Origin of the sequence: Acinetobacter sp. AS167 (assembly GCF_037152175.1) — a bacterium.
Lineage (GTDB): Bacteria > Pseudomonadota > Gammaproteobacteria > Pseudomonadales > Moraxellaceae > Acinetobacter.
The window spans coordinates 179,867-203,972 of record NZ_JBBCMP010000003.1 but is presented as its reverse complement, the minus strand read 5'-3'; the positions used below and the strand labels follow the sequence as shown (position 1 = coordinate 203,972).

Here is a 24,106-nt window from a genome sequence, read left to right as displayed (position 1 = left end):
AACATTATCAAGATATAAAAACATTACAAAATGTTAAATTATCAACCCTATTTCATTTATGAGTGAAATTCAGATAATTGGTCATTTGCAGAGAGTGCCTGATAGCGTTTTTCAATCTGCGCAGCAGACTCTTGCAGTGTTTCAATCAATTTTGGAGTGTTGACGTATTCAAAACGATTTTTTGAAGCAAGCACGGTCAGCGCTAAAGGAGCTTCTTTACTTGAAAACTTCACTGGGATAGATAAGCCAGAAACATTTGGATCAAGTTCGCCTTGTGAAAAATAATATCCTTGTTTTTTTATTTTTTTCATTTTATTGACAAAGGTTTCTTCATTTTCAGCAAAACCAACTTCAGTTAATTGAGTTGCAAAGCGAAGGTAATACTCATGAATTTTCTGCTTAGATAAATGCGCCATGATCACTTTAGGTGAAGAGCCCATGAATACGGGACGAGGGCAACCACGACCATAAGATAGTAAAGTTTCATCACGATACACTTCATGATGAACATCAATACAATAGTCATCATTCAAATGTGTTAGTAAACAGCAAAGTTCTGTGCGCTCTGAAATTTCTTGCATAAACGGTTTGCTGATTTGAACCAGTGGATCTGTGGTTCTAGAAATATAGTCCATCACAGCAATTTTAGGTCCAAGGGTGTAATCACCTGAAGTCCCATTTAAGCGTTGCAAAATATCAGCCGAAACTAACTCTTTCAGATAGCGGTAACTAGTTGGTTTTGATAAACCAAGCTCTTCACAAATCACATCGACATTAATTACTGGGCGAGACACCGAAAATAAATCCAATACGGTGAGAATTTTGCCAAAACTGGAAAGTGCCATTGATGACCTACTCAATTAGTGAGAATCAAAAAAAATAAATAATGAATGTTACTTTATAACAAATTGTTCAAGAAAAAACAGCGGAATTTGCATTGTAAATGCAAATGATTCTACATTTTTAATTTTAGTAGCTATTTTGAGAAAAAGCATTATATTTAAACATTAAAACAAATTTTATTCTAATAAATTATCAATATGAGATATTTTTATTGATTAATTGCATTTTTTTTGAGATTATTGCTGATATGAATATCCAATGATGAATCTATACTTTTTTAAAAGTGTAAATTTTTATCATAAATTGAGTCCTTCTCTACTCAATCGTTGTATTTGAACAAATGCCTAAATTTGTTCTTCTATTCACATCCTTTTTTAAACCACACTGTTTATTTGACTAAGCAGTGCGGTTTTTTGGTCGCTAAGAAAAGAAATGTGATGTACACAACAAACCCTCATAAAAGTGGTGAATATTAGCTTTCTAGATCTTACAGAGCTAGATATGAAAGAGAAAATCAATGAAATTGAATTTATAGTGAGTTGCTTGCATGTTACTGATCAAACCCTTATTGGCTTTTAGACCCAATAAACTCGATTGGATTTTTGCGAGCAAAACTTTCATTGCAGGAATGCTGGCACTCTATATTGCATTTGAACTTAATTTGAGCTATCCGATTTGGGCGATTGGTACTGTCTTTGTGATAGCCAATCCTTACTCAGGGATGATGGCGTCTAAAAGTATCTATCGAATTTTAGGAACCTTGATCGGAGCAATTTTTGCCATCGCAGTGATGCCCCACTTGGTCAATACACCTTGGTTATTTACTTTTGTACTGGCAACTTGGGTGGGGGGCTGTCTTTATTTATCTTTAATTGATCGATCACCACGCAGTTATGTGGTGATGTTAGCGGGTTATACCGCAGTGATTATCTGTTTTAACTCAATTTTTTATATTGAGACAGTGTCCATTTTTGACATGGCAGTTGGGCGGTTCTTAGAAATTTCATTGGGTGTTGTGTGTAGTGCAGTGGTATCTGCCACCATATTTCCTATGCATATCGGGCCTGTGGTGGAGCTACGTGTCACTAAAACTATGCAAGATACCAAACAGGCTTTTGACTCAATCTTGTCTGATCCTGCACATTCGGATAATTACACTCAACTATTGACCAATATCACTCGTGATACGACAGATATTCATAGTATGGCTGTGCATTTAAGTTATGAAACTTCAAAATTTAAAGGCATGACCAAACCACTACAAGAGTTGCTACATCAAGTGACCATGTTAGTGGCTAACTTGGTCGCAATGTCAGAACGAATAAAGCAACTGGATCAAATTGATGTAAATTATCGTCCGTATCTGCTTGAGTTTCACCAAAAAGTTGATGACTTTTTAGCAAATAAACATGCCATTCTTGAGAATGAGCTTAAGCATCTGCCTGAATATTTTGACCAAGAATTTCAAACGATCACTGAGCATGCAACAGCTGAACAACAGGTAATGTTGGGCAGTTTAAAAATGGATATTCGCCATTTTATTCAAAATGTTCGTGCAGTGGAGTTTATTTGGCAATGTATGCAACAAGGCAATCATAGCTTACCTGAGTCAATAGTACCGTTAACCACGACCTATCCAAGTTTGCATCGTGACTATGGAATAGCCGTGCGTGGCGGAGTATCGGCATTTTTAACAACCAATATTGCTTGTGCATTTTGGATTTTAAGTGGTTGGAAAATGGGGTTTATGGTGGCAGAAATGGCCGCAATTACAGCATGTATTTTGACCTTTTTAGATGACCCAGTACCTGCATTAAAAATATTTATCCGCTCCAGTATTTATGCCGCTATTTTGGTTTTTATTTATGCTTATGGGATTTTCCCCCATATCACAGCATTTTGGGAATTGGCCGTTGTATTAGCACCGTTTATTATGTTTTGCGTGATGTTGTATTTGCATCCGCCTTTACATGTACTGGGTTTGCCTCTGATTATGAGTACCATCATGGGATTAAATCTACAAAATCGCTATTTAATGGACCAGATCACATTTTTTGATGCTTCAATTGCGACCGTGATTGGTCCGATTATCACGGTTTGTATCATGCAAATGGTACGTTCAATGTCACCAGAAATGACAGTAAAGCGGATGTTGGCTTTACACTATAAAGCTTTGCGTGAAAGTATTGCGATGTCTTATGGAACAGGCTTTAGAATTCATTTACGCAGTATGCTTGATCGTATTGGCGTGTTAAATACCAAATTGATTCAGTCAGAACAACTCAAAATTGAAATTAATAATGCTTTGATTGAATCAAGTGCTGCTATTGATTTAACCCGTTTGCAGGAGTTGGTTAAAAAATTGTCTCCTGAATCTGCAACAACCAGTGCAATTTTTGAATTACAGCGCTTACTCAATCAGTGGTTAATTGAAAAAGCACTAGCTCAGCCTGATAACAACTTACGACAAGCACTGATTCAGCAATTTGCTCATGTCCTAGAGGAAGCTCAAGCGGTAGGCGACCAAGATATTCGACAGCGCATAGAGATTTCTGTAAATAATATTCGCAATAGCATCTGTCATATTCATCTGGTTGATGCCCAACCTTCAACTGTTCTATTGGGAGCATAAAAATGGGTGAGCTCAACATTTATGGCGTATATGTCCCAATATTTTTAATTCAAGCAATTTTGGCATTCATGATTTGGAAAGTGGTCTGTATTGGCACAGATCGTTTGGTTGAAAAAGAATGGATTGCATTACCTGGAATTTTTAATATCTGTATCTATTTGATTTTATTATGGTCGATTCATTGGGTGTTTATTCAGGTGACCACTTAGCCATTGAGTATAGCTGATTTACTTTTAAGTTTAATGATTGGAAAATTGAAATGAATACGTTTGATATACGTAAGGCAATACGGCCTATATCATTGGCAATCGTGGTGATTATTGCGATATTTTGTGCGCTTCATATTTGGAATTACTACAACGCAGAACCTTGGACACGTGATGGACGTGTACGTGGTGATGTCATTCAAGTGTCTTCTGATATTGCAGGCTTAGTCACAGAGGTGATGGTTCAAGATAACCAAACGGTAAAAAAAGGGCAGGTACTTTTTAAAATAGATTTAGCACGTCAAGCTTTAGATGTGGAACAAGCAAAATCAGATCTTGCAAAGGCTCAATCAGGACTGGCAGAGGCAGAAGCGGGGCTTGCTGAGGCAAAAGCCAATATTGTGAAGTCAAAAGCCAATATTAACCTTGCGGAGAAAAATGCACATCGATATGCAGACCTGATGAATGGTGCGATCTCTAGACAAGAACAAGATCAAATGTTTGCTACACGAGATCAGTCTCATGCAGAGCATCAGCAATTGCAAGCTGCAGTACAACAAGCAGAAGCCAATATCAAACAACAAAAAGCCTTGATTGAGGCAGCAACCAGTAGTGTGCATTTGGCTCAATTGAATATGCAACGTTCAGAAGTGATTGCACCTGCAGATGGAACATTATCAAATTTTGATTTGCGTGCAGGGAATTATGTCAAAGTTGGGCAGGCTGTTGCCGCTTTACTTGATCGTAAACAGCTCTATGTTGTGGGATATTTTGAAGAAACCAAACTCAATAAAATACATCTAGGTGATCCTGCAACAGTGCAACTTATGGGCGATTCTTTGAAATATAAAGGCCATGTTCAAGGGATTGCTTCAGGGATTGAAGATCGTGAACGGACCACTTCATCGGGTCTATTGGCCAATGTAAATCCAACATTCAGCTGGGTACGTTTGGCCCAACGGGTACCTGTGAAGATTATTTTAGATGAAGTGCCCCATGATTCATTAGCCTTTGTCGCAGGGCGTACCGTGACGGTACATATTTTAGAACAAGTAAAAAAATAACTAGCATCCATCGTTAAACTTTGATCTTGAAGCCCATTGAAAAATGGGTTTTTTATAAGTTTAGGTCTGCCATAGCGGGCATATGAATTTCCTTAACACAGCTGGCTTGACTGGTCGATAATATAAATTTAATCGCAAGAATAACATCTTGTAAGGGAATTAACTCATGACCACTCTGTTGTAAAACTTCATCTACAGATGTATCCAGATCAAACTCAGTCGCTAAGTAGCCTAAATTTAATATACTCACCCCAATCTGGTCTTTGCGTAAACTTTCTCGGAGAGCGTGGACAATGCCTCTGAGGGCAAATTTGCTGGCTGAAAAAACCACTTCTTTGCCACTATGATTTTCTAGTCCCCACGTTGAACCAATCAAGATAATTTTTGCATTTGGGGACAGTCTAAGATTCTCAATCAAGGATTGAATTGCCAAAATACAGGACTGAATATTGGTATGAATCAAATTTGATATTTCAAGGTCAGTGCATTGTTCAAAGTCATAATCTGCTTGAAAGGCTTTTGTCTCCCAGATCCCGACATTGTAAATCAGAAAATCTATACGCTGATTTTGAATTTGATTTTTAACTAAATCCCGAGCGTGCTCAGGTTTTGATAAATCAGCAGAAATCCATTTAAAATGAGCAAGGTCACACTTAGGTTGAGAACGTGAAATACCAAAAACCTGATCTTGTGTTTGAGGTACTGCGCGTAGAATGGCTTGCCCCAAGCCTTTGCTTACACCGTAGATGACATAGGTTTTAGACATTTTAATGCTCAGTTTAAGGGGTAATTCCTTCAGGATTTCGATACCAACTTTCAATAAATAAAGCAGCTGCAATACTATCCGCTGCTAATTTTTTTGCTCGTCCTTGAGCTTGGTAATGATCCAGTTCATCTCGTGCTTCACGTGTGGTTAAGCGTTCATCGACCATGAATGTTTCAATATTGGTTTGATGACGTAAACGTCGTGCAAATTTACGTGCGCGTGTGGATAATTCTGACTCAGAATCATCCATATTTAATGGTAAGCCGACTAGAAATAAGTTCGGTTGATGCTGTTTGATGATCTTCAGCAGTTCATCCCAATTGGGGATGCCATCTTTCATTGGAAAAAGTGCAAGTGGTGTTGCACTTTCAATAATGGAAGAACCTACAGCCATCCCCGTTTTTTGTGTACCAAAATCAAATGCAATAATCAGTTGTGGGGAATTTAAATCAGGCATGTCCAATCTCAGAAGATAACCAAGTACGATCAATCCCTATTTTACGATAAGCCGCATCCCAACGGTCGGTATAAGGCAAATTAAAGACCAAATCCATATCTGAATCACAAATCAGCCAATCACCACGGGTAATTTCGTCTTCAAGTTGATTCTTGCTCCAACTGGCATAGCCCAATGCAATTTGATAACGACCGACACCTTCGTTGTGTGCAATCGCATCTAAAATATCTTTGCTGGTGGTAATACACAGATTTTCACCTACGGCAATCGATGAATGCCAGGTTGGTTGTCCTGTATGAATCACAAAACCCGCTTCAGGGCGTAATGGGCCACCTTGTAGGACTTCATGCGGATGCACATTATCTGCTTCAATTTCTAAGTCATTCAAAAGTTCTTTGACTTGAATACCTGAAGGTCGATTGATAATAATACCTTGCGCACCATCTTCATCATGACGAGCAAGATAGATTACGGTATTGGCAAAGAAATCATCAGCAAGATCAGGTGGTGCAATCAAGCAGCGATGAGAAAGATATTGTTTTGGCACCGATATGCAACTCCTTTTCAATCCGCTTAAATAATTTTAATTGTTCAAATAAAATCTATATCTATATAAATAGCACAATTAATATCAATAGGTTGTGAATATTTCAAAAGCCTGCAAAAACAGCCTAAGTTTTTAATCAATATGTATAAAATATGAACAAAATGGTATCCAAATAAAAATGTGCCTCTAAACCCTAATAAAAGCGCTGACAACTGTGCCAGCGAATAGGGCTTTTAACTGAGTGTTCTTTCTTATGAAATGTCTTAAGAATGTTGAAATTTCAACTGTCTTAATTGTTTAGCATGTTGCAAGGTGGTTTCACCGATTTCAATGCCACCTGTCATTCGTGCCAATTCTAAAATAAGTTGCTCTTCCTCTAGTGCAACGATGGTACTACTAGCAGGATCTGTTTGTAATTTTTTAACCAATAGGTGTTGATCGGACTGGGCCGCAACCTGAGCTTGGTGGGTAATACATAAAATTTGAACATGTTGTCCTAAGCCTGCCAATAAGCGTCCGACTATTTCAGCGGTACCGCCACTGATCCCGACATCAATTTCATCAAACACTAAGACTTCTGCTTCAGTTTTTTCAGCATTCATCACTTGCATGACCAGTGCAATACGTGACAGCTCTCCACCAGAAGCAACACGTGCCAGTGGTTGAGGTGGAATACCTTTATTGGCAGTAAAGAGTAACTGAATAAAGCTTAGACCTTCAGCAGAAACTTGTTCCAGCGGTTCAAATTTAAATTCAAAATGTGCTTCTGGTAGCGCCAGTTGTTTGACTTGCTCAGTCAGTTGCTTGGCTAAAGGTTCAGCGGCATCACGACGAATCTGATCTAGATGTTGTGCTTTCTCGAGAAACACTTGATGAGATTGTTCAACTTGCTCAGCGAGGGTTTCAGGATCTTCAAGTTGGTGTAGTTGCTCTAATTCATTTTGCCATGTTTCATATTGCTGTTTGAGTTCATTGGGTTGAATACGGTATTTACGTGCCAAGCGATGAAAGACTTCAAGTTGCGTATTTAACTCATCCATACGTTCAGGGTCAAAACTTTGACGGTCTATAAACTGACGTAAATTTGCCGTCGCATCATCAATTTCACTTTGTGCATTGATCAATGAATTGTAAATTTCAGACAGAAGTTCACTACGTCCAGCATGGGATTCTAAACGTCGAATAATCGAAGAAATTTCTTGGGTAATATTTTGTTCAGATTCATCAAGAACATTTAAGCTATAGCCGCAGTCTTGCATAATGTGTTCATGGTGACTTAAGCGATCAAACTCTTGTTCGATTTCTTTATAATCAATACGAATGACATCTTCGAGTTCTTCAAGTTGTAATTTTAAAGTGTCAATGCGTTGTAGGCGATTGGCTTGTGCGTCAATCGCCGCTTGATGTGTACGAATATTTTTTTGCCAAGTGCTATATGCATCCCGCACATCTTGAGCAGGTTGATAAAAATTACTATAACGATCTAACCAATGCTTCGGGTAGGGTGGCTCAAGCAGTTGTTGTTGGCTATGCTGACTGTATAGCTGTACCAAGAGACGTCCAAGTTCTTTCAATTCAGCGAGGCTGCTGGGACGACCATTGATCCATGCCTTGCTGCGACCTGTTGCAAAGATCACCCGTCTTAAATGAATTTCACCAGATTCATCATCTAATTCATGGGTGTTGAGCCAATTGGCTTCTGGACTCTGTGCTTGATAGCTAAAAACAGCGGTAATATCTGCTTTTTCGGCACCATAACGCACATAATTGGTATCAGTACGTTCCCCTAAACAGGCTGACAACGCATCTAATAATAATGATTTACCCGCACCTGTTTCACCTGTAAGCACGTTGAACCCTTGCTCGATATCAATAGCAAGGTTATCGGCTAAAGCAAAATTGATCAGATTTAAGTGTGTCAGCATAAACGCATCCAAGCTGCGAACGGTGAAGTTCTAAGATAGTGAAGTTTTGTTGTGGTCACAAGTCAGAACGTATTCTAATACGAAGTAATTTTAAGCATTCTAAATAATTTTAATATGAAAATGTAATTTCCTTTGCTGAATATGCCAGTAAAAACATCAAAATAGATAAAGCTTATTGTATAAAATAAAAAAATGATGCAAAGATCTACATTTTTTATCAACGTCACAGTCTATCCTGCATTGAGCTTATATTTGAATGCATCTTGAATTTTAGACATATACACTAGAGCTTCTGATAATAATCTTTTGGATGTTTTATTCAACGTGGTTAAGCTTTATGAATCATGAAACTTTTACCATTACATAGAAATGAAGTGTATGACGATCAAGTTTGCAATGCCCCGCTTTACATTTAAAGTTTAAATCGCTTTACGTAGGCGATGCCTCACTCTTTGTAGGAGGTTCCAAACCTTGTGCTGCAAACAAAGCCATGCTTTGTTTTTGCGCATGTTGGGTGAAAGGCACGTCCTGTAATTCCACCCAACATGGCGACATCCATCTCGCCTCACGATAGAAAGACCATCTATGTTTCATCAATATTTAAAAGTATTGAATGCTCATTTTGACTAATACATAAATCAGCATATGCTCATCCTCGTTTTCCTCCAAAGCAAGACGTAATTTTAATTTATAGAGATGGGCCAATCTTGAAACAAGACTTTTCTTCACTCTAAGTAGGAAATAAATTGAGCATACATAGGGTGGCATTTTTGCTGACAAGTATTGTGGTTTTGGTCTTTATTGTTAAGGAAGCTTAAGCTTTGATCTAAGCGGTCTGATAAAGCAGACAAAAATAGAAACAGCTCAACAGTAAAAACATAGATTGATTAGTTTGCAGAGCAACATTAAACTACATCGAACATAATTTTTATAAATGCGCATTATCTGGAGAATACGCATGTCAGCTCAGTACGATCATGTATCAGTAGTTAAAAAATCTAATGTATATTTTGGCGGTTTATGTATTAGCCACACTGTGCAGTTTGAAGACGGAACCAAAAAGACTTTAGGGGTCATTCTTCCAACAGAAGAAGCTTTAACATTTGAAACACATGTGCCTGAACGCATGGAAATTATTTCTGGTGAATGTCGTGTTAAAATCGCAGACAGTGAAGAAAGTGAGTTGTTCCGTGCAGGTCAGTCATTTTATGTTCCTGGTAATAGTCGTTTTAAAATTGAAACGGATGATGTTTTAGACTACGTTTGCCATTTAGAAGGTTAATTAAAAAGCTTTGCTTAAAGTAAAGCTATGCTTTTGTTTTTAAATTAGGCAAAGAATTTTTGCGCTAAATCGGTTAAACTAGAGCATCACATAAAATCCTGTAAAGTTGGCTTTGCAGGATTTTTCATTTCTATCATCCTGTTGTTAATGAGGTTGTTCATGGCGAAGTCCGAATATTATTATGGCGTTCATTCAGTGGAGTCATTATTGGAGTTAGAACCTGAACGTGTTTTAACCTTATTTACTTTAAAAGGTCGTGATGATCAACGTTTACAACGTATTCTTCAGCTTGCAGAGCCTTTTGGTATCAGTGTGCAAAAAGCAAGCCGAGATAGCTTGGAAAAGTTGGCAGGTCAACCTTTTCACCAAGGTGTGGTCGCAGCTGTTCGCCCGCATCCTGTATTGAATGAAAAAGATTTAGATCAGCTTTTAGAGTCAACCCAGCAACCTTTGATATTGGCTTTGGATCATATTACAGATCCACATAATCTAGGTGCATGTATCCGTACAGCAGCAGCTATGGGTGTAGAGGCGGTGATTGTACCGCGTGACCGTGCGGCAACATTAACTCCAACTGCACGCAAAGTTGCAGCAGGTGGTGCTGAAAAGGTGAAGTTTATTCAAGTGACCAATTTGGCGCGTACGCTTGGACAAATCAAAGATAATTATAATGTTCGTGTGGTGGGGACCATGCTTGATGAAAAAGCCCTCCCTATCCAGAAGTTTGATTTTACCGGAACAGCAGTATGTATCGTGATGGGCGCAGAGGACACAGGGTTACGTCCAATTACTCAATCACAATGTGATCAAACCGTATTTATCCCGATGACTGGAAATTTACAAAGTTTAAATGTCAGTGTGGCTACTGGTATGGCGTTATATGAGGCATGCCGTCAACGTCAACAAAGTGAATGATTTAGTTTAAATTGTATCGGTAAAATTAGAGAAGCATCATGATGACCTCCCGTACTCAAGGCTACATTTATGTAGCCATCACAATGTGTATTTGGGGAGGTTTTACGATTACTTCAAGACTGAATGCAATCTGGCATATCAGCCCATGGGATATTACGGCATTACGCTTTTCATTGGCATTTTGTATACTGATGCCGATTTTAATCTATAAAAAAGACACAGCTTTTCTATTGAACAAACAACCCTTCATTTTGGCGATGATTGGTGGTGTTGCTTATTGTTTAACTTCATATAGCGCATTTCACTTTGTGCCCGCGGCACATGCAGCCATTTTTTTAAATGGCTGCATTCCATTGTGCACGGCTTTAGCTGGTTTTTTACTTTATCGCCAGCCGTTTGATAAACATATATGGATCAGTTTAAGCATCATGCTGGCTGCCATTTCTGCAATGAGTTTTCTGATGTATACCGAAACAGGTGTTGCTTTTGGTCTTGGGGATTTATTGTTTTTTATCAGTGCAATTTGGTGGGGGACTTTTACCGTATTGCTGCGTCAATGGCAACTTTCCGCATGGCACGCCATGGCAGGTGTTGCGATATGGTCGGCGATCGTTTATGTCCCGATTTATTTGTTGTTTTTACCTAAACACTTAGATCAAGTGTCCACACCACATTTGGTCATGCAAACGCTTTTTCATGGTATTTTTGTGGTGATCATCGCGACTTTGGCGTATGTCGAAGCAATTAAAAGATTAGGTGCTTTTAAAACAGGCAGTATTGTCACACTTGCGCCTTTTATTGCCGCAATTATCGCCGTACCTTTATTAAATGAACCTATAAGCCTCGCAATGATGTGTGGTTTGATTGGTATGGGGATTGGTGCTTTACAACCGTGGCGTTGGTTTACCCATAAAGACAGTTTGCAGCAGCAGTTGGATGAGAATAAACCAAATCAATAAGCAATTTTTAATTAATCATCATTAGAGCTTACGAAAATAAGCTTTGGGATGATTTTTAAATGTGATTAAGCTTTATCAACCATGAAACTTTTACCCTTACATTGAAATTAAGTGCGTGAATATCAAATTGGCATTGCCACGCTTAACATTTAAAGCTTAAATCGCTTTGTGTAGGCGATGCCAAACCTTGCACTAAAAACAAAGCCGTGCTTTGTTTTTACTCATGTTGGGTAAGGGGAGCGTTCTGTACGCCCGGTACGTCCAGCCTAGTATGGCGACATAAATGTCGCCTCACGATAGATACACCATCTGTGTTTCATCAATATTTAAAAGTATTGAATACTCATTTTGACTGATGCAAGTAGTCTACTGATTCAGAAAGCTTCAATTATTTACTAAGCTGTTGTGAGTTTGAGATACTGTTGATGTAAAGACTCTAATTTTGCGTATAGATGATCAATATGCCCATCATTTAGCACAATATCATCTGCTAATTTTTGCTTTTCATGACGTGGCATTTGGGCTGCAATAATTTTCTGAATTTGTTCGATGGATTGTCCATCTCGTTGTGAAGCACGTAAGATTTGCATGTCTTCACTGGCATCAATCAATAGCGTGCGTTGAGTGAGTTCATGTTGGTTGGTCTCAAAAAGCAGGGGAGAAACCAAAATCACATAAGGACTGGTTGCGGCTTGTAATTGTTGAATAATCTCAGTGCGAATTGCTGGATGAGTAATCGATTCAAGCTGTTGTCGTGCCTGTGGATCTTTAAAAATATGTTCTCTCAATGCACGACGATCAAGTTCACCATTGCTTAATAACACCCAATCCCCAAAAATCTGTTTAATTTTTTGAAGCGCGGGTTGTCCTTTTTCAACAATTTCTCTTGCTACAATATCTGCATCAACCACTGTAATCCCTTGGGTTTCAAACCACTGACTTGCTGCGGATTTACCACTACCAATTCCACCTGTTAAACCCAAGATAAACGTCATTGCGCATTCCTAATACTGTGTTGAAATTATTGACCCAAATATACTTTCATAATTTGCTCACCCCATAGAAATGCAATCCATCCTGCGATGGCAATATAAGGACCGAAAGCAAAAGGGACATTTTCTTTACGAATCTTAAGTAAAATAATACCAATGATCGCACCCACCACAGAAGAAAGTAGGATAATTAACGGTAACATCAATGGCCCCATCCAAGCGCCAAGTGCAGCAAGTAGCTTAAAGTCACCATAACCCATGCCTTCTTTACCTGTGACTATTTTAAATAGATAGTAGACAATCCAGAGACAGAGGAAACCAATAATATATCCCCAAATTGCAGCACTTGCTGTTGTATAAAGATGAAATGAGTTAATACCTAAACCTATGGCGGCCAAGGTTAAAGTAAAGCGGTCTGGAAGTAATTGAGTGTCAAAATCAATAAATGTTAGCGTGATCAGCACCCAAGTCAGCATTACACCAAAAACCATTTGTAGTGTTGGGCCGTAAACAGCAACGACTGTCAATGAACACACCGCAGTTAAAAGTTCAACAAATGGATAACGGATGCCAATTGGATTTTGGCATGAAGCGCATTTCCCTCTTAAAGCTAACCAACTGATGACAGGTATATTTTGATACCAGCGAATCGAGGTTTTACATTTGGGACAGGTAGAGGCTGGTTGGCTGAGACTGAGTTTTTCTTCATCAATCACAATCTGTTGTGAACCCGCCAGTAATTGGCACTCAGCATGCCAATCCTGTCGCCATTCTTTTTCCATTATCTTGGGTGTGCGGTAAATCACCACATTTAAAAAACTACCAATACAAAGCCCTAAGATACCAATAGTCAGATAGAGTGCTGTTGGTGATTGAATCAGAAAATTTAACAAATCATTGAACATATTCATCATTATCCGCCAACAATTGAGCCTACTTGGAAAATTGGAAGATACATCGCAATCACTAAACCACCAACGATTACACCTAAAACAGCCATAATTAATGGTTCCATCATTGAAGTTAAACCATCTACAGCATTGTCGACCTCATTTTCAAAATGTGATGCAACTTTATCTAGCATCGCATCCAATGCACCCGATTCTTCACCAATCGCCACCATTTGAATAGCCATAGAGGGGAACTTATTGGTTGCACGCATGGCAAAGTTAAGCTGTTGCCCAGTAGCAACATCTTCACGAATTTTCATCACCGCTTGTTCATAAACCACATTATTGGTCGCACCTGCGGTGGATTCTAACGCTTCAATGAGAGGTACCCCTGCGGCAAATGTCGTGGCAAGTGTACGGCTATAACGGGCAATAATGGCTTTATAAACCAGATCACCAAAAATAGGCAGTTTCAGTGCCGTACGATCTAAAAAATTTTGGAATTTTTTACTACGTTTTTTGGCTTCTAAAAAAGCAGTAATTACGACACCAATAAAAAGGATTAGAATAAACCAATATTTTTGCATCCAGTTCGACATATTGACGACAAGTTGGGTAAAAGCAGGTAGATCTGCACCAAAGGAGTTAAATAATTCCTGAAACACAGGCACAACTTTGACCATTAAAATAATCGTTACAATGATCGCAACAACGATGACCGAGATTGGATATTTCATGGCCTTTTTAATTTTTTGTTTAAGAAGTTCACTCTTTTCCTTGTAAATTGCCACCCGATCGAGCATGGTTTCTAAGGCGCCCGATTGTTCGCCAGATTCGACCAAGGAGCAAAATAAGTTGTCAAAGTAGCGTGGATATTTTCTTAACGCACCAGCAAATGTATTTCCTCCTTCAACCTCACTTTTTATTCCTAATACAATTTCTCGCATAGAGGGGTTTTCTAGCCCTTCTGCAACGATTTCAAAGCTTTGTACTAATGGCACACCTGCTTTCATCATTGTGGCGAGTTGACGAGTGAAAATGGTAATATCTAAAGTAGAAATGCCTTTTTTCATTAAACCTTCAAAAATATTATTCCTTTTTTCTCGAATGGTTTTAATGGTAATGCCTTGTTTGCGCAGGGTGACTTTGGCAAGTGCCATATTACGTGAAGGTAATTCTCCTTTAACCTTGATCCCTTTGCGATCAACCCCGTCATAAGCAAATGTAGGCATCATTTGAGCTTTTTTAGCTGCCATCATAATTTCCTTGAATATTGATTATATTTATTCGCTGGTCACACGGTTAATTTCTTGTAAAGAAGTTAAGCCATTGATGACTTTAATTAAACCTGAACGTCTTAGATTATCAAACCCCAATTTCTCCGATGCCGCTGCAATTTGAAGTGCATTGCCATCTTCCATGATAATTTTTGAAATCTCAGGTGTTACTTTCATGACTTCATAGATCCCGACACGCCCTTTATAGCCTTCACGGCATTCACTACAGCCTACAGGTTGAAAAATTTGTAACTCAGGATTACTTAAGTCTTGTTCAGTAAAGCCCATTTCTAACAAACTCTGTCTAGGAATTTCAACAGGTACTTTACAATGATTACATAGTCGTCTTGCCAATCGTTGTGCAATCACAAGATTCACCGAAGTGGCAATGTTAAATGAGGGTACTCCCATATTGCGTAAACGGGTCAACGTTTCTGGCGCACTGTTGGTATGTAGCGTAGACATCACCATATGACCCGTTTGAGCAGCCTTAATTGCAATTTCAGCAGTTTCAAGGTCACGAATCTCTCCGACCATGATAATGTCAGGGTCTTGACGTAGGAATGATTTTAATGCGACTGAAAAGGTGAGACCGGCCTTGAGGTTGACATTGACTTGATTAATCCCTTCCAAGTTAATTTCAACTGGATCTTCAGCCGTGGAGATATTTGAACTTTCTGTATTCAGGATATTTAAGCCAGTATAGAGGGAAACAGTTTTACCAGAACCTGTTGGCCCCGTAATCAGTAACATACCTTGAGGTTTCTCTAAAGCCTCCATAAATAAAGCTTTTTGCTTTTCCTCATATCCGAGCGCATCAATACCCAGCATGGCACTTGATGGATCAAGAATACGCAGTACCAATTTTTCACCAAACAAGGTAGGTAATGAATTTACACGAAAATCAATCGCTTTGGTTTTTGAGAGTTTTAATTTGATCCGACCATCTTGCGGGACACGCTTTTCTGAAATATCCATTCTGGACATGACTTTTAAGCGTGATGCCAAACGACTTGCCAGTTGTAAGGGCGGATTGGTAATGGTTCTAAGCACACCATCTACTCGATAACGTACCCGATAACTTTTTTCATAAGGCTCAAAGTGTAAATCTGATGCTCCCATGCGAATCGCATCGACCAAGAGTTTATTGATATATTTAACAATAGGTGCTTCTTCTTCAGATGCTTCATCATCATCTTCAGATGGAGGTTGGTCATCGGTAGCAATGACATCAACATCAAAATCTTCATCGCCAAAGTTAAAACTTTCTTCTACCGTAAAGTGTTTTTCTAATAGTTTTTCTAATTTATGGTGCTCAACAATAATCGGTTCAATATTCAGACCACAGTTAAAACGAATGGCATCCAATGCTTCTATATTGGTCGGATCACTGGTGGCGACATATAAAATATTACCGCGTTGTATCAAAGGGATCACTTTATGTTTGGTGACTAAATTTGGATCAACAATCTCTTTGAGCAGCATTTCAGGATTAAAGCTGTCCAGATCAAAAATAGGCTCTCCAAACTCAACGGAGATCATTTCGGCAATGATCAGTGGTGGTATATTTAATTTTTCACTAAGATAGGCAACGATACTCACTTTATTTTTTTGAGCGTTACTGAACGCATCTTTCATTTGCTGGGCAGATAAAAAACCTTCGTCGACTAAGCGACGGATATACCCCGAAAACTTAGGTGAACCATTTTGCATAGACATCCCCAAAACACATTAAATTTCATTTTATAATTGGAATACGAAAATTATACGATGATCCTTAGAAATATCTAGAATTAAACGTATTTTTATAGAAACATATTTAACAATAATTTGAGCCAATGAGGCTTTTTAGCATTATCTTTGAAATGTTTTATGTTTCTTGCGTTGTTATTAAAACATGACTTTAAATAAGATGACTGAATTGATAAAGAAAAAATACTTTAAAAATATAAATTCCGTGTAGAATGTGCACATTTTCGATAAAAGGTTAGATGTATGTCGAGTTCGACTATTACTCCTTGGGTTGTCGGCAATTGGAAAATGAACCCAATGCAAGCGAATTCGCAACAGCTCATTCAAGATTTAAATCAGTATTTACAACAAACACCGATTACAGAACAACAATGTCATATTGGTGTTGCACCTATTTCTATTGCTTTATTGTCTGTACAAAAATTAATTAACGATGCAGATTCACCCATCAAAGTTGTCGCACAAGATCTTTCTCAAATGGCAGGCACAGGTGCTTATACCGGTGAAGTCAGTGCTGAGTTACTTAAAGACAGCCATATTGATTATGTGTTGATTGGGCATTCAGAGCGCCGAGAACTTTTTGGCGATGATGTTCAAAAAATTAAAGCTAAATTAGCCAATGCTTTAAATGCAGGGCTTCGCGTGATTTATTGCGTGGGTGAAAGCTTAGAACAACGTGAAGCAGGGCAGGCAGAGCAAGTGGTTTTACAACAAATTTGCGATCTCGCAGCAGTTGTAAAAGTAGAACAATGGCACAATATTGTGATTGCCTATGAACCGATTTGGGCAATCGGAACAGGTAAGACTGCTTCTCCGCAAGATGCACAGACAATGCATGCAAAAATTCGTGAAGGTTTAACTCAAATTACGGCTCAAGCTCAACATACTGCGATTTTGTATGGTGGTAGTGTCAAGCCTGAAAATGCAGTAGAGTTAGCTGCATGTCCAGATATCAACGGTGCACTGGTTGGTGGTGCATCACTTAATGCTGAGTCATTTTATAAAATTGCTCAAGCATTTGCTCAAACAGAAGAATAGGAGTTCAGCATGCATACATTTGTGCTGGTTGTACATATCATCTTGGCCGTTTTGATGATCGGGCTGATCCTCGTTCAGCACGGTAAAGGTGCAGATGCAGGTGCATCATTTGGTGGCGGTGGTGCTGCAACTGTATTTGGTGCCTCGGGTTCTGCAAGCTTTTTAACCCGTTTAACTGCAATTCTCACGGCTTTGTTTTTTATCACCAGTTTAAGTTTAGCGGTGTTTGCTAAAAAACAAACATCGGATGCCTATGGTTTAAAATCTGTACAGAGCAGTTCTCAAACCACAGCACCTGCACCCGCCAATACGGGTGAAACTTCACCAACTGCACCAAAAACTGGCGAATAATGCCATTTAGTTCTTTCTTTTTCTGAATGATGCGACTAGAATGCGTCACAGCTGCGGTGGTGGTGGAATTGGTAGACACGCTACCTTGAGGTGGTAGTGCTTTCGGGCGTGGGGGTTCAAGTCCCCCCTTCCGCACCAACAATGAACCAGATTGTTGGTGTTAGCAGCTGAAAAAAACATTGATGCGGGATGGAGCAGTCTGGTAGCTCGTCGGGCTCATAACCCGAAGGTCGTTGGTTCAAATCCAGCTCCCGCTACCAATTTAATTAAGATGCAACTTAGTTAATGATAATGTAAGTTGAAAAATTTATATTATTTGTGAATTTGCAATGTTGTTGCGGGATGGAGCAGTCTGGTAGCTCGTCGGGCTCATAACCCGAAGGTCGTTGGTTCAAATCCAGCTCCCGCTACCATTTTGATTAAGGTGCAACTTAATCAAGCAAGAAATTCAATGTATCTGTCAATGATGGATTGAAAAAATTAAATTTCTTGTGTATAATTTTGCAACGCTGATGCGGGATGGAGCAGTCTGGTAGCTCGTCGGGCTCATAACCCGAAGGTCGTTGGTTCAAATCCAGCTCCCGCTACCAAGTTTCTAAAAGGGCTCACAGATAGGTGGGTCTTTTTTGCATAGTGAACTTCGGTTTACTGTGCGATAATAGGGGCGATTACGCCCTTTTTTATTGGCTATCGTGTGGTGTGGACATCAATTGGTCAAAAAGACATGCTTCACTATAGTAAGTTTGAATTAGTCCGATGAGCGATTGAATCGCACAAATATGACGAGAGTAAATGAAGCTATCAAATAAAACTCAAGCACTTCAAGACCTAATCACTCCTGCAGTGCAAGCTTGTGATGTAGAACTTTGGGGAATCGAATTTATTCCTCAAGGTAAGCGTTCTTTATTGCGTATTTATATCGATAAAGATGTGGTGGAAAATGCTGAACCAACGATTAATGAAGATGGTGAAGCAGAATTGGGTCGTGGTATTGGCGTACAAGATTGTGTACGTGTGACTCAGCAAGTTGGTGCAATATTAGATGTACATGATCCAATTTCAGGCGAATATGCTTTAGAAGTATCATCTCCAGGTTGGGATCGACCATTCTTCCAGTTGGCACAGTTAGAAAAATACATCGGACAACAAGTTGCATTGCGTTTGATTGCTGCAGTTGAAAATCGCCGTAAATTCCAAGCAAAATTAATTGCTGTAGATTTAGAAAATGAATTCATTCAAGTTGAAGTTGAACAACAGCAAGTACTTGAGATCGATAGCAACAATATAGACAAAGCGAATTTGATCTTTCAGGATTAATCCAGAAATAGAAATCTGAATAAATAGGTGACTTATGGCACGTGAAATTCTCACCGTCGTTGAAACGGTAAGTAATGAGAAAGGTGTAAGTCGTGAAGCAATTTTTGAAGCGCTTGAACAGGCTTTGGTTGCAGCGACAAAAAAGAAATTCTACGAAGGAACGAATTCGGAAGAAGCTCAGTTACGTGTAGAAATTGATCGTAAGACAGGTGATTACAGCACTTTCCGTCAATGGGAAGTTGTTGCTGATGAAGATCATGAAATGCCAGCATGTCAAGATGCGATTTCTGATGTTGATCCTGCTCAATGGTCAATTGGTGATATCCGTGAGTTAGAAGTACCATCAATTGATTTTGGTCGTATTGCAGCACAGATTGCCAAACAAGTAATTGTGCAAAAAATTCGTGAAGCTGAACGTGCTTTAGTGGCGGATGCTTATGAAGCTAAAGTGGGTGAACTGATCTACGGTGAAGTGAAAAAACAAACCAAAGATGGCTTCATTATAGACTTAGGTGATAACGCAGAAGCCTATTTAGCACGTGAAGAAATGATTCCTAAAGAAATTCTTCGCCCTAAACAGCGTATGAATGCAATTCTTTATAATGTGAACCGTGAAGGTCGTGGTGCGCAATTATTGTTGTCACGTGCTAAACCTGAAATGCTGATTGCATTAATGAAAAAAGAAATTCCTGAAATTTCTGAAGAAATCATTGAGATTAAAGCAGCAGCACGTCAACCAGGTGTACGTGCAAAAATTGCGGTTAAGACCAACGATCATCGTATTGATCCAGTCGGTGCGTGTATTGGTATGCGTGGTACACGTATCCAAGCGGTTCAGTCTGAATTAAATGGTGAACGTATTGATGTTGTCGTGTGGTCTGATGATCCGGCTCAATATATCGCAAGTGCTTTAGAGCCTGCGGATGTATCTGGGATTGTGATTGATGAAGATGCACGTACAGCAGACATTATTTTTGCAACCAGTGATCAACTTGCGCGAGCAATTGGATCACAAGGTCAAAACGTCCGTTTAGCATCAGAGCTTACGGGTTATAAATTAGATATGATGCTTGAAGATGAGTACCGTGCTCGTCAACAAAGTGAAGCTCAACAGTATTTAGACATGTTTGTAACACGTCTTGATATTGAAGAAGATCTTGCAATGGCTTTAGTAGAAATGGGCTTTACCTCACTTGAGGAAATTGCTTATGTGCCTGCGGAAACTTTCGATGAAATCGAATTAGATGCGGATACAGTTGAATTGCTACAAAGTCGTGCAAAAGAAGCAGCTTTGGCTGATGCATTAAAGCAACAAGAAGATATTCAGGACCCAAGTCCAGAACTTGTTGCGATGGAAGGAATGACTTCTGAAATTGCGCATGCTTTAGCAGCACGTGGTGTGGTAACAATCGATGACTTAGCTGACCAAGCAACGGATGATATTTCTGATATCGACGGTTTAGGCGCTGAGAAAGCAGGTCAATTGATTATGAAAGCACGTGAATCATGGTTTAACTAGGAGGTAATACATGACGGATAAGTCAATTCAAGAGTTAGCGGTCAGCGTAGGACTTCCTGTTGCAAAGCTCCTTGATCAGGTGCGTGAAGCTGGATTGCCACAAAAACAGGCTGAAGATAAAATTTCTACTGAACAGCAAGATGTTCTCGTGAACCATTTGAAAAAAGCACATGGTCAAGATACGGGACAAGCAGGACAAATCACGTTGAAACGTAAAACGACAAGTACGGCTAAAGTTGCGAGTACTTCAGGTAAAGCGAAGACAATTAACGTAGAAGTTCGTAAGAAACATACGTTTACTAAGCCAGATCCTGAACAAATCAAAGCGGAAGCTTTGGCTAAAGCTCAAGCAAATGCTCAAGCGACGTCAACTCAAAAAGTACAGCAAAATACTGTTGTGGCTGGAGTTGAAAAGACTGAAAGCTCAGCGAAAGCGAATTTAGAAAAAATGCGTGCTGCTGCAAAACAACAAACTGCTGCAAAAGAAACACCAAAAGCAGCTGTTGTTGTAAAACGTAAATCGACCAATAAGCCGATTACTAAAGCAACAGTAAAAACAATTGAAACCCCTGAGCAGAAACGTGCACGTGAAGCTCAAGCAGCACAACTGAAAGCGACTGAAGAAGCAGCTCGTCGTAAGTCGGCAGAAGAAGCTCAACAGCGTACGCTTGAGCAAATGCGTCAAATGGCGTCTAAGTATTCTTCTGATGAAACTGCGACAACGATTCGTGTAGTTGATGATTCACCGTTGGCTGCAGGTTTGGTTGGTCAAGCATATGAAGACTCATTTGCAAAAGAAGACCGTGAAATCAAACGTGGTACCAATACTGCAAATACACGTTCTCCTAAGAAAGGTGGTCGTCGTGGTCAGGAAGAGCAATCTTTCAGCCATAACCCGCATAAACGTGGTTTAAAAACCAGTCAAGCGAATAAACATGGTTTTGAGAAACCAGTTAAAAAGCAAGTTTATGACGTTGAAATTGGAGAAACTATTGTTGTTGCAGACCTTGCAGCAAAAATGGCAGTTAAAGTTCGTGAAGTAATTAAATCACTGATGAAAATGGGTGAGCTTGTTACTCAGAACCAAGCCATTGAGCAAGAAGTTGCGGCATTAATTGTTGAAGAAATGGGTCACAACCCAGTTCGTGTATCTGATACACAAGCTGAAGATAACTTACTTGAAGCAGCTGAAGAAGCACGTGGTGCACAAACAACACGTGCGCCAGTTGTGACAATCATGGGTCACGTTGACCATGGTAAGACATCGTTACTGGATCGTATTCGTCGTGCCAAAGTTGCGCAAGGCGAAGCGGGCGGGATTACACAGCATATTGGTGCTTATCACGTTAAAACGGATAAAGGAATTATTACTTTCCTGGATACGCCTGGACATGCTGCATTTACTGCAATGCGTTCACGTGGTGCCAAAGCGACTGATATCGTGGTACTTGTTGTTGCAGCGGATGACGGTGTAATGCCACAAACTGCGGAAGCAATTGACCATGCACGTGCTGCGGGTACTCCAATTATTGTTGCAATCAATAAAATGGATAAAGAATCAGCTGATCCAGATCGCGTATTGAATGAATTGACAACCAAAGAAATCGTGCCTGAACAATGGGGTGGTGATGTACCAGTTGCAATGGTTTCAGCACACTCAGGTCAAGGTATCGACGAACTTCTAGATTTGATTTCAATTCAAGCTGAAATGTTAGAGTTGAAAGCGTCTGAAGAAGGTGCTGCACAAGGTGTTGTAATTGAAGCACGTGTAGACAATAGCCGTGGTGCGGTAACGTCTATTCTTGTTCAAAACGGTACACTGAAAGTAGGTGACTTGGTTCTTGCAGGCGCATCTTACGGCCGTGTTCGTGCGATGACCGATGAGAATGGTCAACGTATTCAATCTGCAGGTCCTTCAATTCCAGTTGAAATTTTAGGTCTTCCAGAAGCGCCAATGGCGGGTGATGAAGTTCTTGTTGTTAATGACGAGAAAAAAGCACGTGAAGTTGCCGATGCGCGTATGGACCGTGAGCGTCAAAAACGTCTTGAACGTCAAAGTGCAATGCGTCTTGAGAACATTATGGCATCAATGGGCAAGAAAGATGTGCCGATTGTAAATGTTGTTCTTAAAACTGATGTTCGTGGTACTTTGGAAGCGTTACATGTTGCACTTGCTGATCTTGCAACTGACGAAGTGAAAGTACGTGTAATCGGTTCGGGCGTGGGTGCAATCACTGAGTCTGATGTGACCCTTGCTGAATCTTCAGAAGCGGTACTTCTTGGCTTTAACGTACGTGCAGACAATACCGCGCGTCAAAAAGCAGATGCAGATGGTATCGATATTCGTTACTACTCAATCATCTATCAACTTATTGATGATGTGAAAGCAGCAATGAGCGGAAAACTTGCACCTGAACACCGTGAAACAATTTTGGGTGTTGCAGAAGTTCGTGAAGTATTCCACTCAAGTAAGTTTGGTGCTGCTGCAGGTTGTATGGTGCTCGAAGGTGTATTGCATCGTAATAAACCAATCCGTGTACTACGTGATGATGTTGTGGTATTCCAAGGCGAGCTTGAATCTCTTCGTCGCTATAAAGAGGTGGTTGAAGAAGTTCGTGCTGGTATGGAATGTGGTCTTGCAGTAAAAGGTTATAAAGACATCAAAGCACTTGATAAAATTGAAGTGTATGATGTTCAGTTGATTAAACGGAGTCTTTAATGGCGGGTAGTCAACGTCTTAAGCGTATGGCGGATACGGTACAACGTGAGTTGTCAGAACTGATTCGCCAAGAGCTTAAAGATCCTCGCTTAGGTGGTCTTGTGACCATCTCTGCGGTGAAAGTGAGTCCAGATCTAGGTTATGCAGAAGTTTACGTTACCGTGATGGGGCGTGAACTTGGCGATGAGCAAAGTGAAGTGGCAAATAAAGAAACTTTAGATGTCTTAAATAAAGCATCTGGTTTCTTACGCCACGAATTAGGTCGTCGTATCAAAACTCGTATAACGCCTCGTTTGCGCTTTCATTATGATAAAACCAATGCCTATGGTAACTATATGTTTGGTTTAATTGCAGAAGCAGTGAAAGATTTGCCTGAGCAACAAGACGAAGAAGAAAAGTAAACTTAAACAATAAGCCACCTGAGGGTGGCTTTTTTGTATCTTTAAAAGATGTTTAAACTCTAAATGAATAATTTAAATAAAAAAATAAAGCTAAAAATTTATCTGCTGAAGATCAGATCGTAATTTCATGAGTAAAACACAAGAACAGCTTGATCAACGCGCAGAGTATTTGGGTGATAGCAATGCAAAGTTAATTTAGTCAGGTCTAGATAATTTTAAACATTTAAAAAGGTTTTGGTTTAAGGCATTCTTCA

At 39.5% G+C, this 24,106-nt stretch carries 22 protein-coding genes and 4 tRNA genes; 16 read left to right on the top strand and 10 right to left on the bottom strand.

Translation table 11 applies throughout. The features are described from left to right. Positions 1-56: 56 nt before the first annotated feature. The gene (locus WFN33_RS07395; RefSeq protein WP_336952322.1) at positions 57-845 is read right to left on the bottom strand and encodes an IclR family transcriptional regulator; all 789 of its coding nucleotides are present in this window, start codon (positions 843-845) and stop codon (positions 57-59) included. Positions 846-1,390: 545 nt separating this feature from the next. On the opposite strand from WFN33_RS07395, the gene WFN33_RS07390 reads away from it, so the two are divergent. Genes WFN33_RS07390 through WFN33_RS07380 form a run of 3 tightly spaced genes read left to right on the top strand, consistent with a single transcriptional unit; the run spans position 1,391 to position 4,745 of the window. Further along, on the top strand, positions 1,391-3,475 hold the full coding sequence (locus WFN33_RS07390; RefSeq protein WP_336952321.1) for an FUSC family protein: 2,085 nt from the start codon (positions 1,391-1,393) through the stop codon (positions 3,473-3,475). Positions 3,476-3,477: 2 nt separating this feature from the next. Then, a complete protein-coding gene (locus WFN33_RS07385; RefSeq protein ID WP_336952320.1) occupies positions 3,478-3,684 on the top strand; it encodes a DUF1656 domain-containing protein in 207 nt (68 codons plus the stop codon). Positions 3,685-3,734: 50 nt separating this feature from the next. After that, entirely contained in the window at positions 3,735-4,745 is a 1,011-nt protein-coding gene (locus WFN33_RS07380) for an HlyD family secretion protein (RefSeq protein ID WP_336952319.1), read from the top strand. A gap of 52 nt (positions 4,746-4,797) precedes the next feature. On the opposite strand, the gene WFN33_RS07375 is transcribed toward WFN33_RS07380, so the two are convergent. The 5 genes from WFN33_RS07375 to WFN33_RS07355 all read right to left on the bottom strand — a co-directional run bounded on the left by WFN33_RS07375 (position 4,798) and on the right by WFN33_RS07355 (position 8,995). Continuing rightward, on the bottom strand, positions 4,798-5,511 hold the full coding sequence (locus WFN33_RS07375; protein ID WP_336952318.1) for an SDR family NAD(P)-dependent oxidoreductase: 714 nt from the start codon (positions 5,509-5,511) through the stop codon (positions 4,798-4,800). Between the two features lie 13 nt (positions 5,512-5,524). After that, a complete protein-coding gene (ruvX, locus tag WFN33_RS07370) occupies positions 5,525-5,968 on the bottom strand; it encodes a Holliday junction resolvase RuvX (protein ID WP_336952317.1) in 444 nt (147 codons plus the stop codon). Next, on the bottom strand, positions 5,961-6,515 hold the full coding sequence (locus tag WFN33_RS07365) for a YqgE/AlgH family protein (protein WP_105714632.1): 555 nt from the start codon (positions 6,513-6,515) through the stop codon (positions 5,961-5,963). The genes ruvX and WFN33_RS07365 overlap by 8 nt, the downstream gene beginning before the upstream one ends. 263 nt (positions 6,516-6,778) lie before the next feature. After that, entirely contained in the window at positions 6,779-8,440 is a 1,662-nt protein-coding gene (gene recN, locus WFN33_RS07360; RefSeq protein WP_336952316.1) for a DNA repair protein RecN, read from the bottom strand. 429 nt (positions 8,441-8,869) lie between these two features. Next, positions 8,870-8,995: a hypothetical protein gene (locus WFN33_RS07355; RefSeq protein ID WP_336952315.1), complete on the bottom strand. Its 126-nt coding sequence runs from the start codon at positions 8,993-8,995 to the stop codon at positions 8,870-8,872. 403 nt (positions 8,996-9,398) lie between these two features. Here WFN33_RS07355 and ppnP point away from each other — a divergent pair, with 403 nt between their 5' ends. From ppnP to WFN33_RS07340, 3 genes are all read left to right on the top strand, one after another. Next, complete coding sequence (gene ppnP, locus WFN33_RS07350) at positions 9,399-9,722, top strand: pyrimidine/purine nucleoside phosphorylase (RefSeq protein ID WP_004718357.1); 324 nt, start codon at positions 9,399-9,401, stop codon at positions 9,720-9,722. 159 nt (positions 9,723-9,881) lie between these two features. Then, positions 9,882-10,637, top strand: coding sequence for a 23S rRNA (guanosine(2251)-2'-O)-methyltransferase RlmB (rlmB, locus tag WFN33_RS07345; RefSeq protein WP_336952314.1), 756 nt, complete (start codon positions 9,882-9,884; stop codon positions 10,635-10,637). Positions 10,638-10,675: 38 nt separating this feature from the next. Then, positions 10,676-11,596, top strand: a complete 921-nt coding sequence (locus tag WFN33_RS07340; RefSeq protein ID WP_336952313.1) for a DMT family transporter — start codon at positions 10,676-10,678, stop codon at positions 11,594-11,596. A 395-nt stretch (positions 11,597-11,991) separates the two neighbouring features. Here the strand turns inward: WFN33_RS07340 and coaE are convergent, their stop codons facing one another. From coaE to pilB, 4 genes are read right to left on the bottom strand one after another with little or no spacing between them, the layout of a single operon-like run. Then, positions 11,992-12,591 carry a dephospho-CoA kinase gene (gene coaE, locus WFN33_RS07335; protein ID WP_336952312.1) on the bottom strand — a complete coding sequence of 200 codons (600 nt, stop codon included), beginning with the start codon at positions 12,589-12,591 and terminating at the stop codon, positions 11,992-11,994. Positions 12,592-12,617: 26 nt separating this feature from the next. Further along, a complete protein-coding gene (locus tag WFN33_RS07330) occupies positions 12,618-13,499 on the bottom strand; it encodes a prepilin peptidase (RefSeq protein WP_336952310.1) in 882 nt (293 codons plus the stop codon). Between the two features lie 2 nt (positions 13,500-13,501). After that, positions 13,502-14,734 (bottom strand): type II secretion system F family protein, encoded by a 1,233-nt coding sequence (locus WFN33_RS07325; RefSeq protein ID WP_336952308.1) that lies wholly within the window; start codon positions 14,732-14,734, stop codon positions 13,502-13,504. Positions 14,735-14,761: 27 nt separating this feature from the next. Further along, positions 14,762-16,474 carry a type IV-A pilus assembly ATPase PilB gene (gene pilB / locus WFN33_RS07320; protein WP_336952307.1) on the bottom strand — a complete coding sequence of 571 codons (1,713 nt, stop codon included), beginning with the start codon at positions 16,472-16,474 and terminating at the stop codon, positions 14,762-14,764. 276 nt (positions 16,475-16,750) lie between these two features. On the opposite strand from pilB, the gene tpiA reads away from it, so the two are divergent. The 10 genes from tpiA (at position 16,751) to WFN33_RS07270 (ending at position 23,852) form a co-directional block, all read left to right on the top strand. Continuing rightward, positions 16,751-17,545, top strand: a complete 795-nt coding sequence (gene tpiA, locus WFN33_RS07315; protein ID WP_336952306.1) for a triose-phosphate isomerase — start codon at positions 16,751-16,753, stop codon at positions 17,543-17,545. 9 nt (positions 17,546-17,554) lie between these two features. After that, the gene (gene secG / locus WFN33_RS07310) at positions 17,555-17,896 is read left to right on the top strand and encodes a preprotein translocase subunit SecG (RefSeq protein ID WP_336952305.1); all 342 of its coding nucleotides are present in this window, start codon (positions 17,555-17,557) and stop codon (positions 17,894-17,896) included. 53 nt (positions 17,897-17,949) lie between these two features. Next, a tRNA-Leu gene (locus WFN33_RS07305) sits at positions 17,950-18,034 on the top strand. Between the two features lie 45 nt (positions 18,035-18,079). Further along, positions 18,080-18,156, top strand: a tRNA-Met gene (locus tag WFN33_RS07300). A 76-nt stretch (positions 18,157-18,232) separates the two neighbouring features. Beyond that, positions 18,233-18,309, top strand: a tRNA-Met gene (locus WFN33_RS07295). 100 nt (positions 18,310-18,409) lie between these two features. Continuing rightward, positions 18,410-18,486, top strand: a tRNA-Met gene (locus WFN33_RS07290). A gap of 202 nt (positions 18,487-18,688) precedes the next feature. After that, positions 18,689-19,213 (top strand): ribosome maturation factor RimP, encoded by a 525-nt coding sequence (gene rimP / locus WFN33_RS07285; protein ID WP_336952304.1) that lies wholly within the window; start codon positions 18,689-18,691, stop codon positions 19,211-19,213. 34 nt (positions 19,214-19,247) lie between these two features. Beyond that, positions 19,248-20,732: a transcription termination factor NusA gene (gene nusA, locus WFN33_RS07280; RefSeq protein WP_336952303.1), complete on the top strand. Its 1,485-nt coding sequence runs from the start codon at positions 19,248-19,250 to the stop codon at positions 20,730-20,732. A gap of 10 nt (positions 20,733-20,742) precedes the next feature. Then, positions 20,743-23,451 (top strand): translation initiation factor IF-2, encoded by a 2,709-nt coding sequence (infB, locus tag WFN33_RS07275; protein WP_336952302.1) that lies wholly within the window; start codon positions 20,743-20,745, stop codon positions 23,449-23,451. Next, positions 23,451-23,852 carry a ribosome-binding factor A gene (locus tag WFN33_RS07270; protein WP_336952301.1) on the top strand — a complete coding sequence of 134 codons (402 nt, stop codon included), beginning with the start codon at positions 23,451-23,453 and terminating at the stop codon, positions 23,850-23,852. The genes infB and WFN33_RS07270 overlap by 1 nt, the downstream gene beginning before the upstream one ends. Positions 23,853-24,106 lie beyond the last annotated feature (254 nt).

Excerpts from the sequence above, each read along its gene's own strand:
- WFN33_RS07395 (WP_336952322.1), bottom strand. The coding sequence starts at position 845 with ATGGCACTTTCCAGTTTTGGCAAAATTCTCACCGTATTGGATTTATTT.
- WFN33_RS07390 (WP_336952321.1), top strand. The coding sequence starts at position 1,391 with ATGTTACTGATCAAACCCTTATTGGCTTTTAGACCCAATAAACTCGAT.
- WFN33_RS07385 (WP_336952320.1), top strand. The coding sequence starts at position 3,478 with ATGGGTGAGCTCAACATTTATGGCGTATATGTCCCAATATTTTTAATT.
- WFN33_RS07380 (WP_336952319.1), top strand. The coding sequence starts at position 3,735 with ATGAATACGTTTGATATACGTAAGGCAATACGGCCTATATCATTGGCA.
- WFN33_RS07375 (WP_336952318.1), bottom strand. The coding sequence starts at position 5,511 with ATGTCTAAAACCTATGTCATCTACGGTGTAAGCAAAGGCTTGGGGCAA.
- ruvX (WP_336952317.1), bottom strand. The coding sequence starts at position 5,968 with ATGCCTGATTTAAATTCCCCACAACTGATTATTGCATTTGATTTTGGT.
- recN (WP_336952316.1), bottom strand. The coding sequence starts at position 8,440 with ATGCTGACACACTTAAATCTGATCAATTTTGCTTTAGCCGATAACCTT.
- WFN33_RS07355 (WP_336952315.1), bottom strand. The coding sequence starts at position 8,995 with ATGTCGCCATGTTGGGTGGAATTACAGGACGTGCCTTTCACCCAACAT.
- ppnP (WP_004718357.1), top strand. The coding sequence starts at position 9,399 with ATGTCAGCTCAGTACGATCATGTATCAGTAGTTAAAAAATCTAATGTA.
- rlmB (WP_336952314.1), top strand. The coding sequence starts at position 9,882 with ATGGCGAAGTCCGAATATTATTATGGCGTTCATTCAGTGGAGTCATTA.
- WFN33_RS07340 (WP_336952313.1), top strand. The coding sequence starts at position 10,676 with ATGATGACCTCCCGTACTCAAGGCTACATTTATGTAGCCATCACAATG.
- coaE (WP_336952312.1), bottom strand. The coding sequence starts at position 12,591 with ATGACGTTTATCTTGGGTTTAACAGGTGGAATTGGTAGTGGTAAATCC.
- WFN33_RS07330 (WP_336952310.1), bottom strand. The coding sequence starts at position 13,499 with ATGAATATGTTCAATGATTTGTTAAATTTTCTGATTCAATCACCAACA.
- WFN33_RS07325 (WP_336952308.1), bottom strand. The coding sequence starts at position 14,734 with ATGGCAGCTAAAAAAGCTCAAATGATGCCTACATTTGCTTATGACGGG.
- pilB (WP_336952307.1), bottom strand. The coding sequence starts at position 16,474 with ATGTCTATGCAAAATGGTTCACCTAAGTTTTCGGGGTATATCCGTCGC.
- tpiA (WP_336952306.1), top strand. The coding sequence starts at position 16,751 with ATGTCGAGTTCGACTATTACTCCTTGGGTTGTCGGCAATTGGAAAATG.
- secG (WP_336952305.1), top strand. The coding sequence starts at position 17,555 with ATGCATACATTTGTGCTGGTTGTACATATCATCTTGGCCGTTTTGATG.
- rimP (WP_336952304.1), top strand. The coding sequence starts at position 18,689 with ATGAAGCTATCAAATAAAACTCAAGCACTTCAAGACCTAATCACTCCT.
- nusA (WP_336952303.1), top strand. The coding sequence starts at position 19,248 with ATGGCACGTGAAATTCTCACCGTCGTTGAAACGGTAAGTAATGAGAAA.
- infB (WP_336952302.1), top strand. The coding sequence starts at position 20,743 with ATGACGGATAAGTCAATTCAAGAGTTAGCGGTCAGCGTAGGACTTCCT.
- WFN33_RS07270 (WP_336952301.1), top strand. The coding sequence starts at position 23,451 with ATGGCGGGTAGTCAACGTCTTAAGCGTATGGCGGATACGGTACAACGT.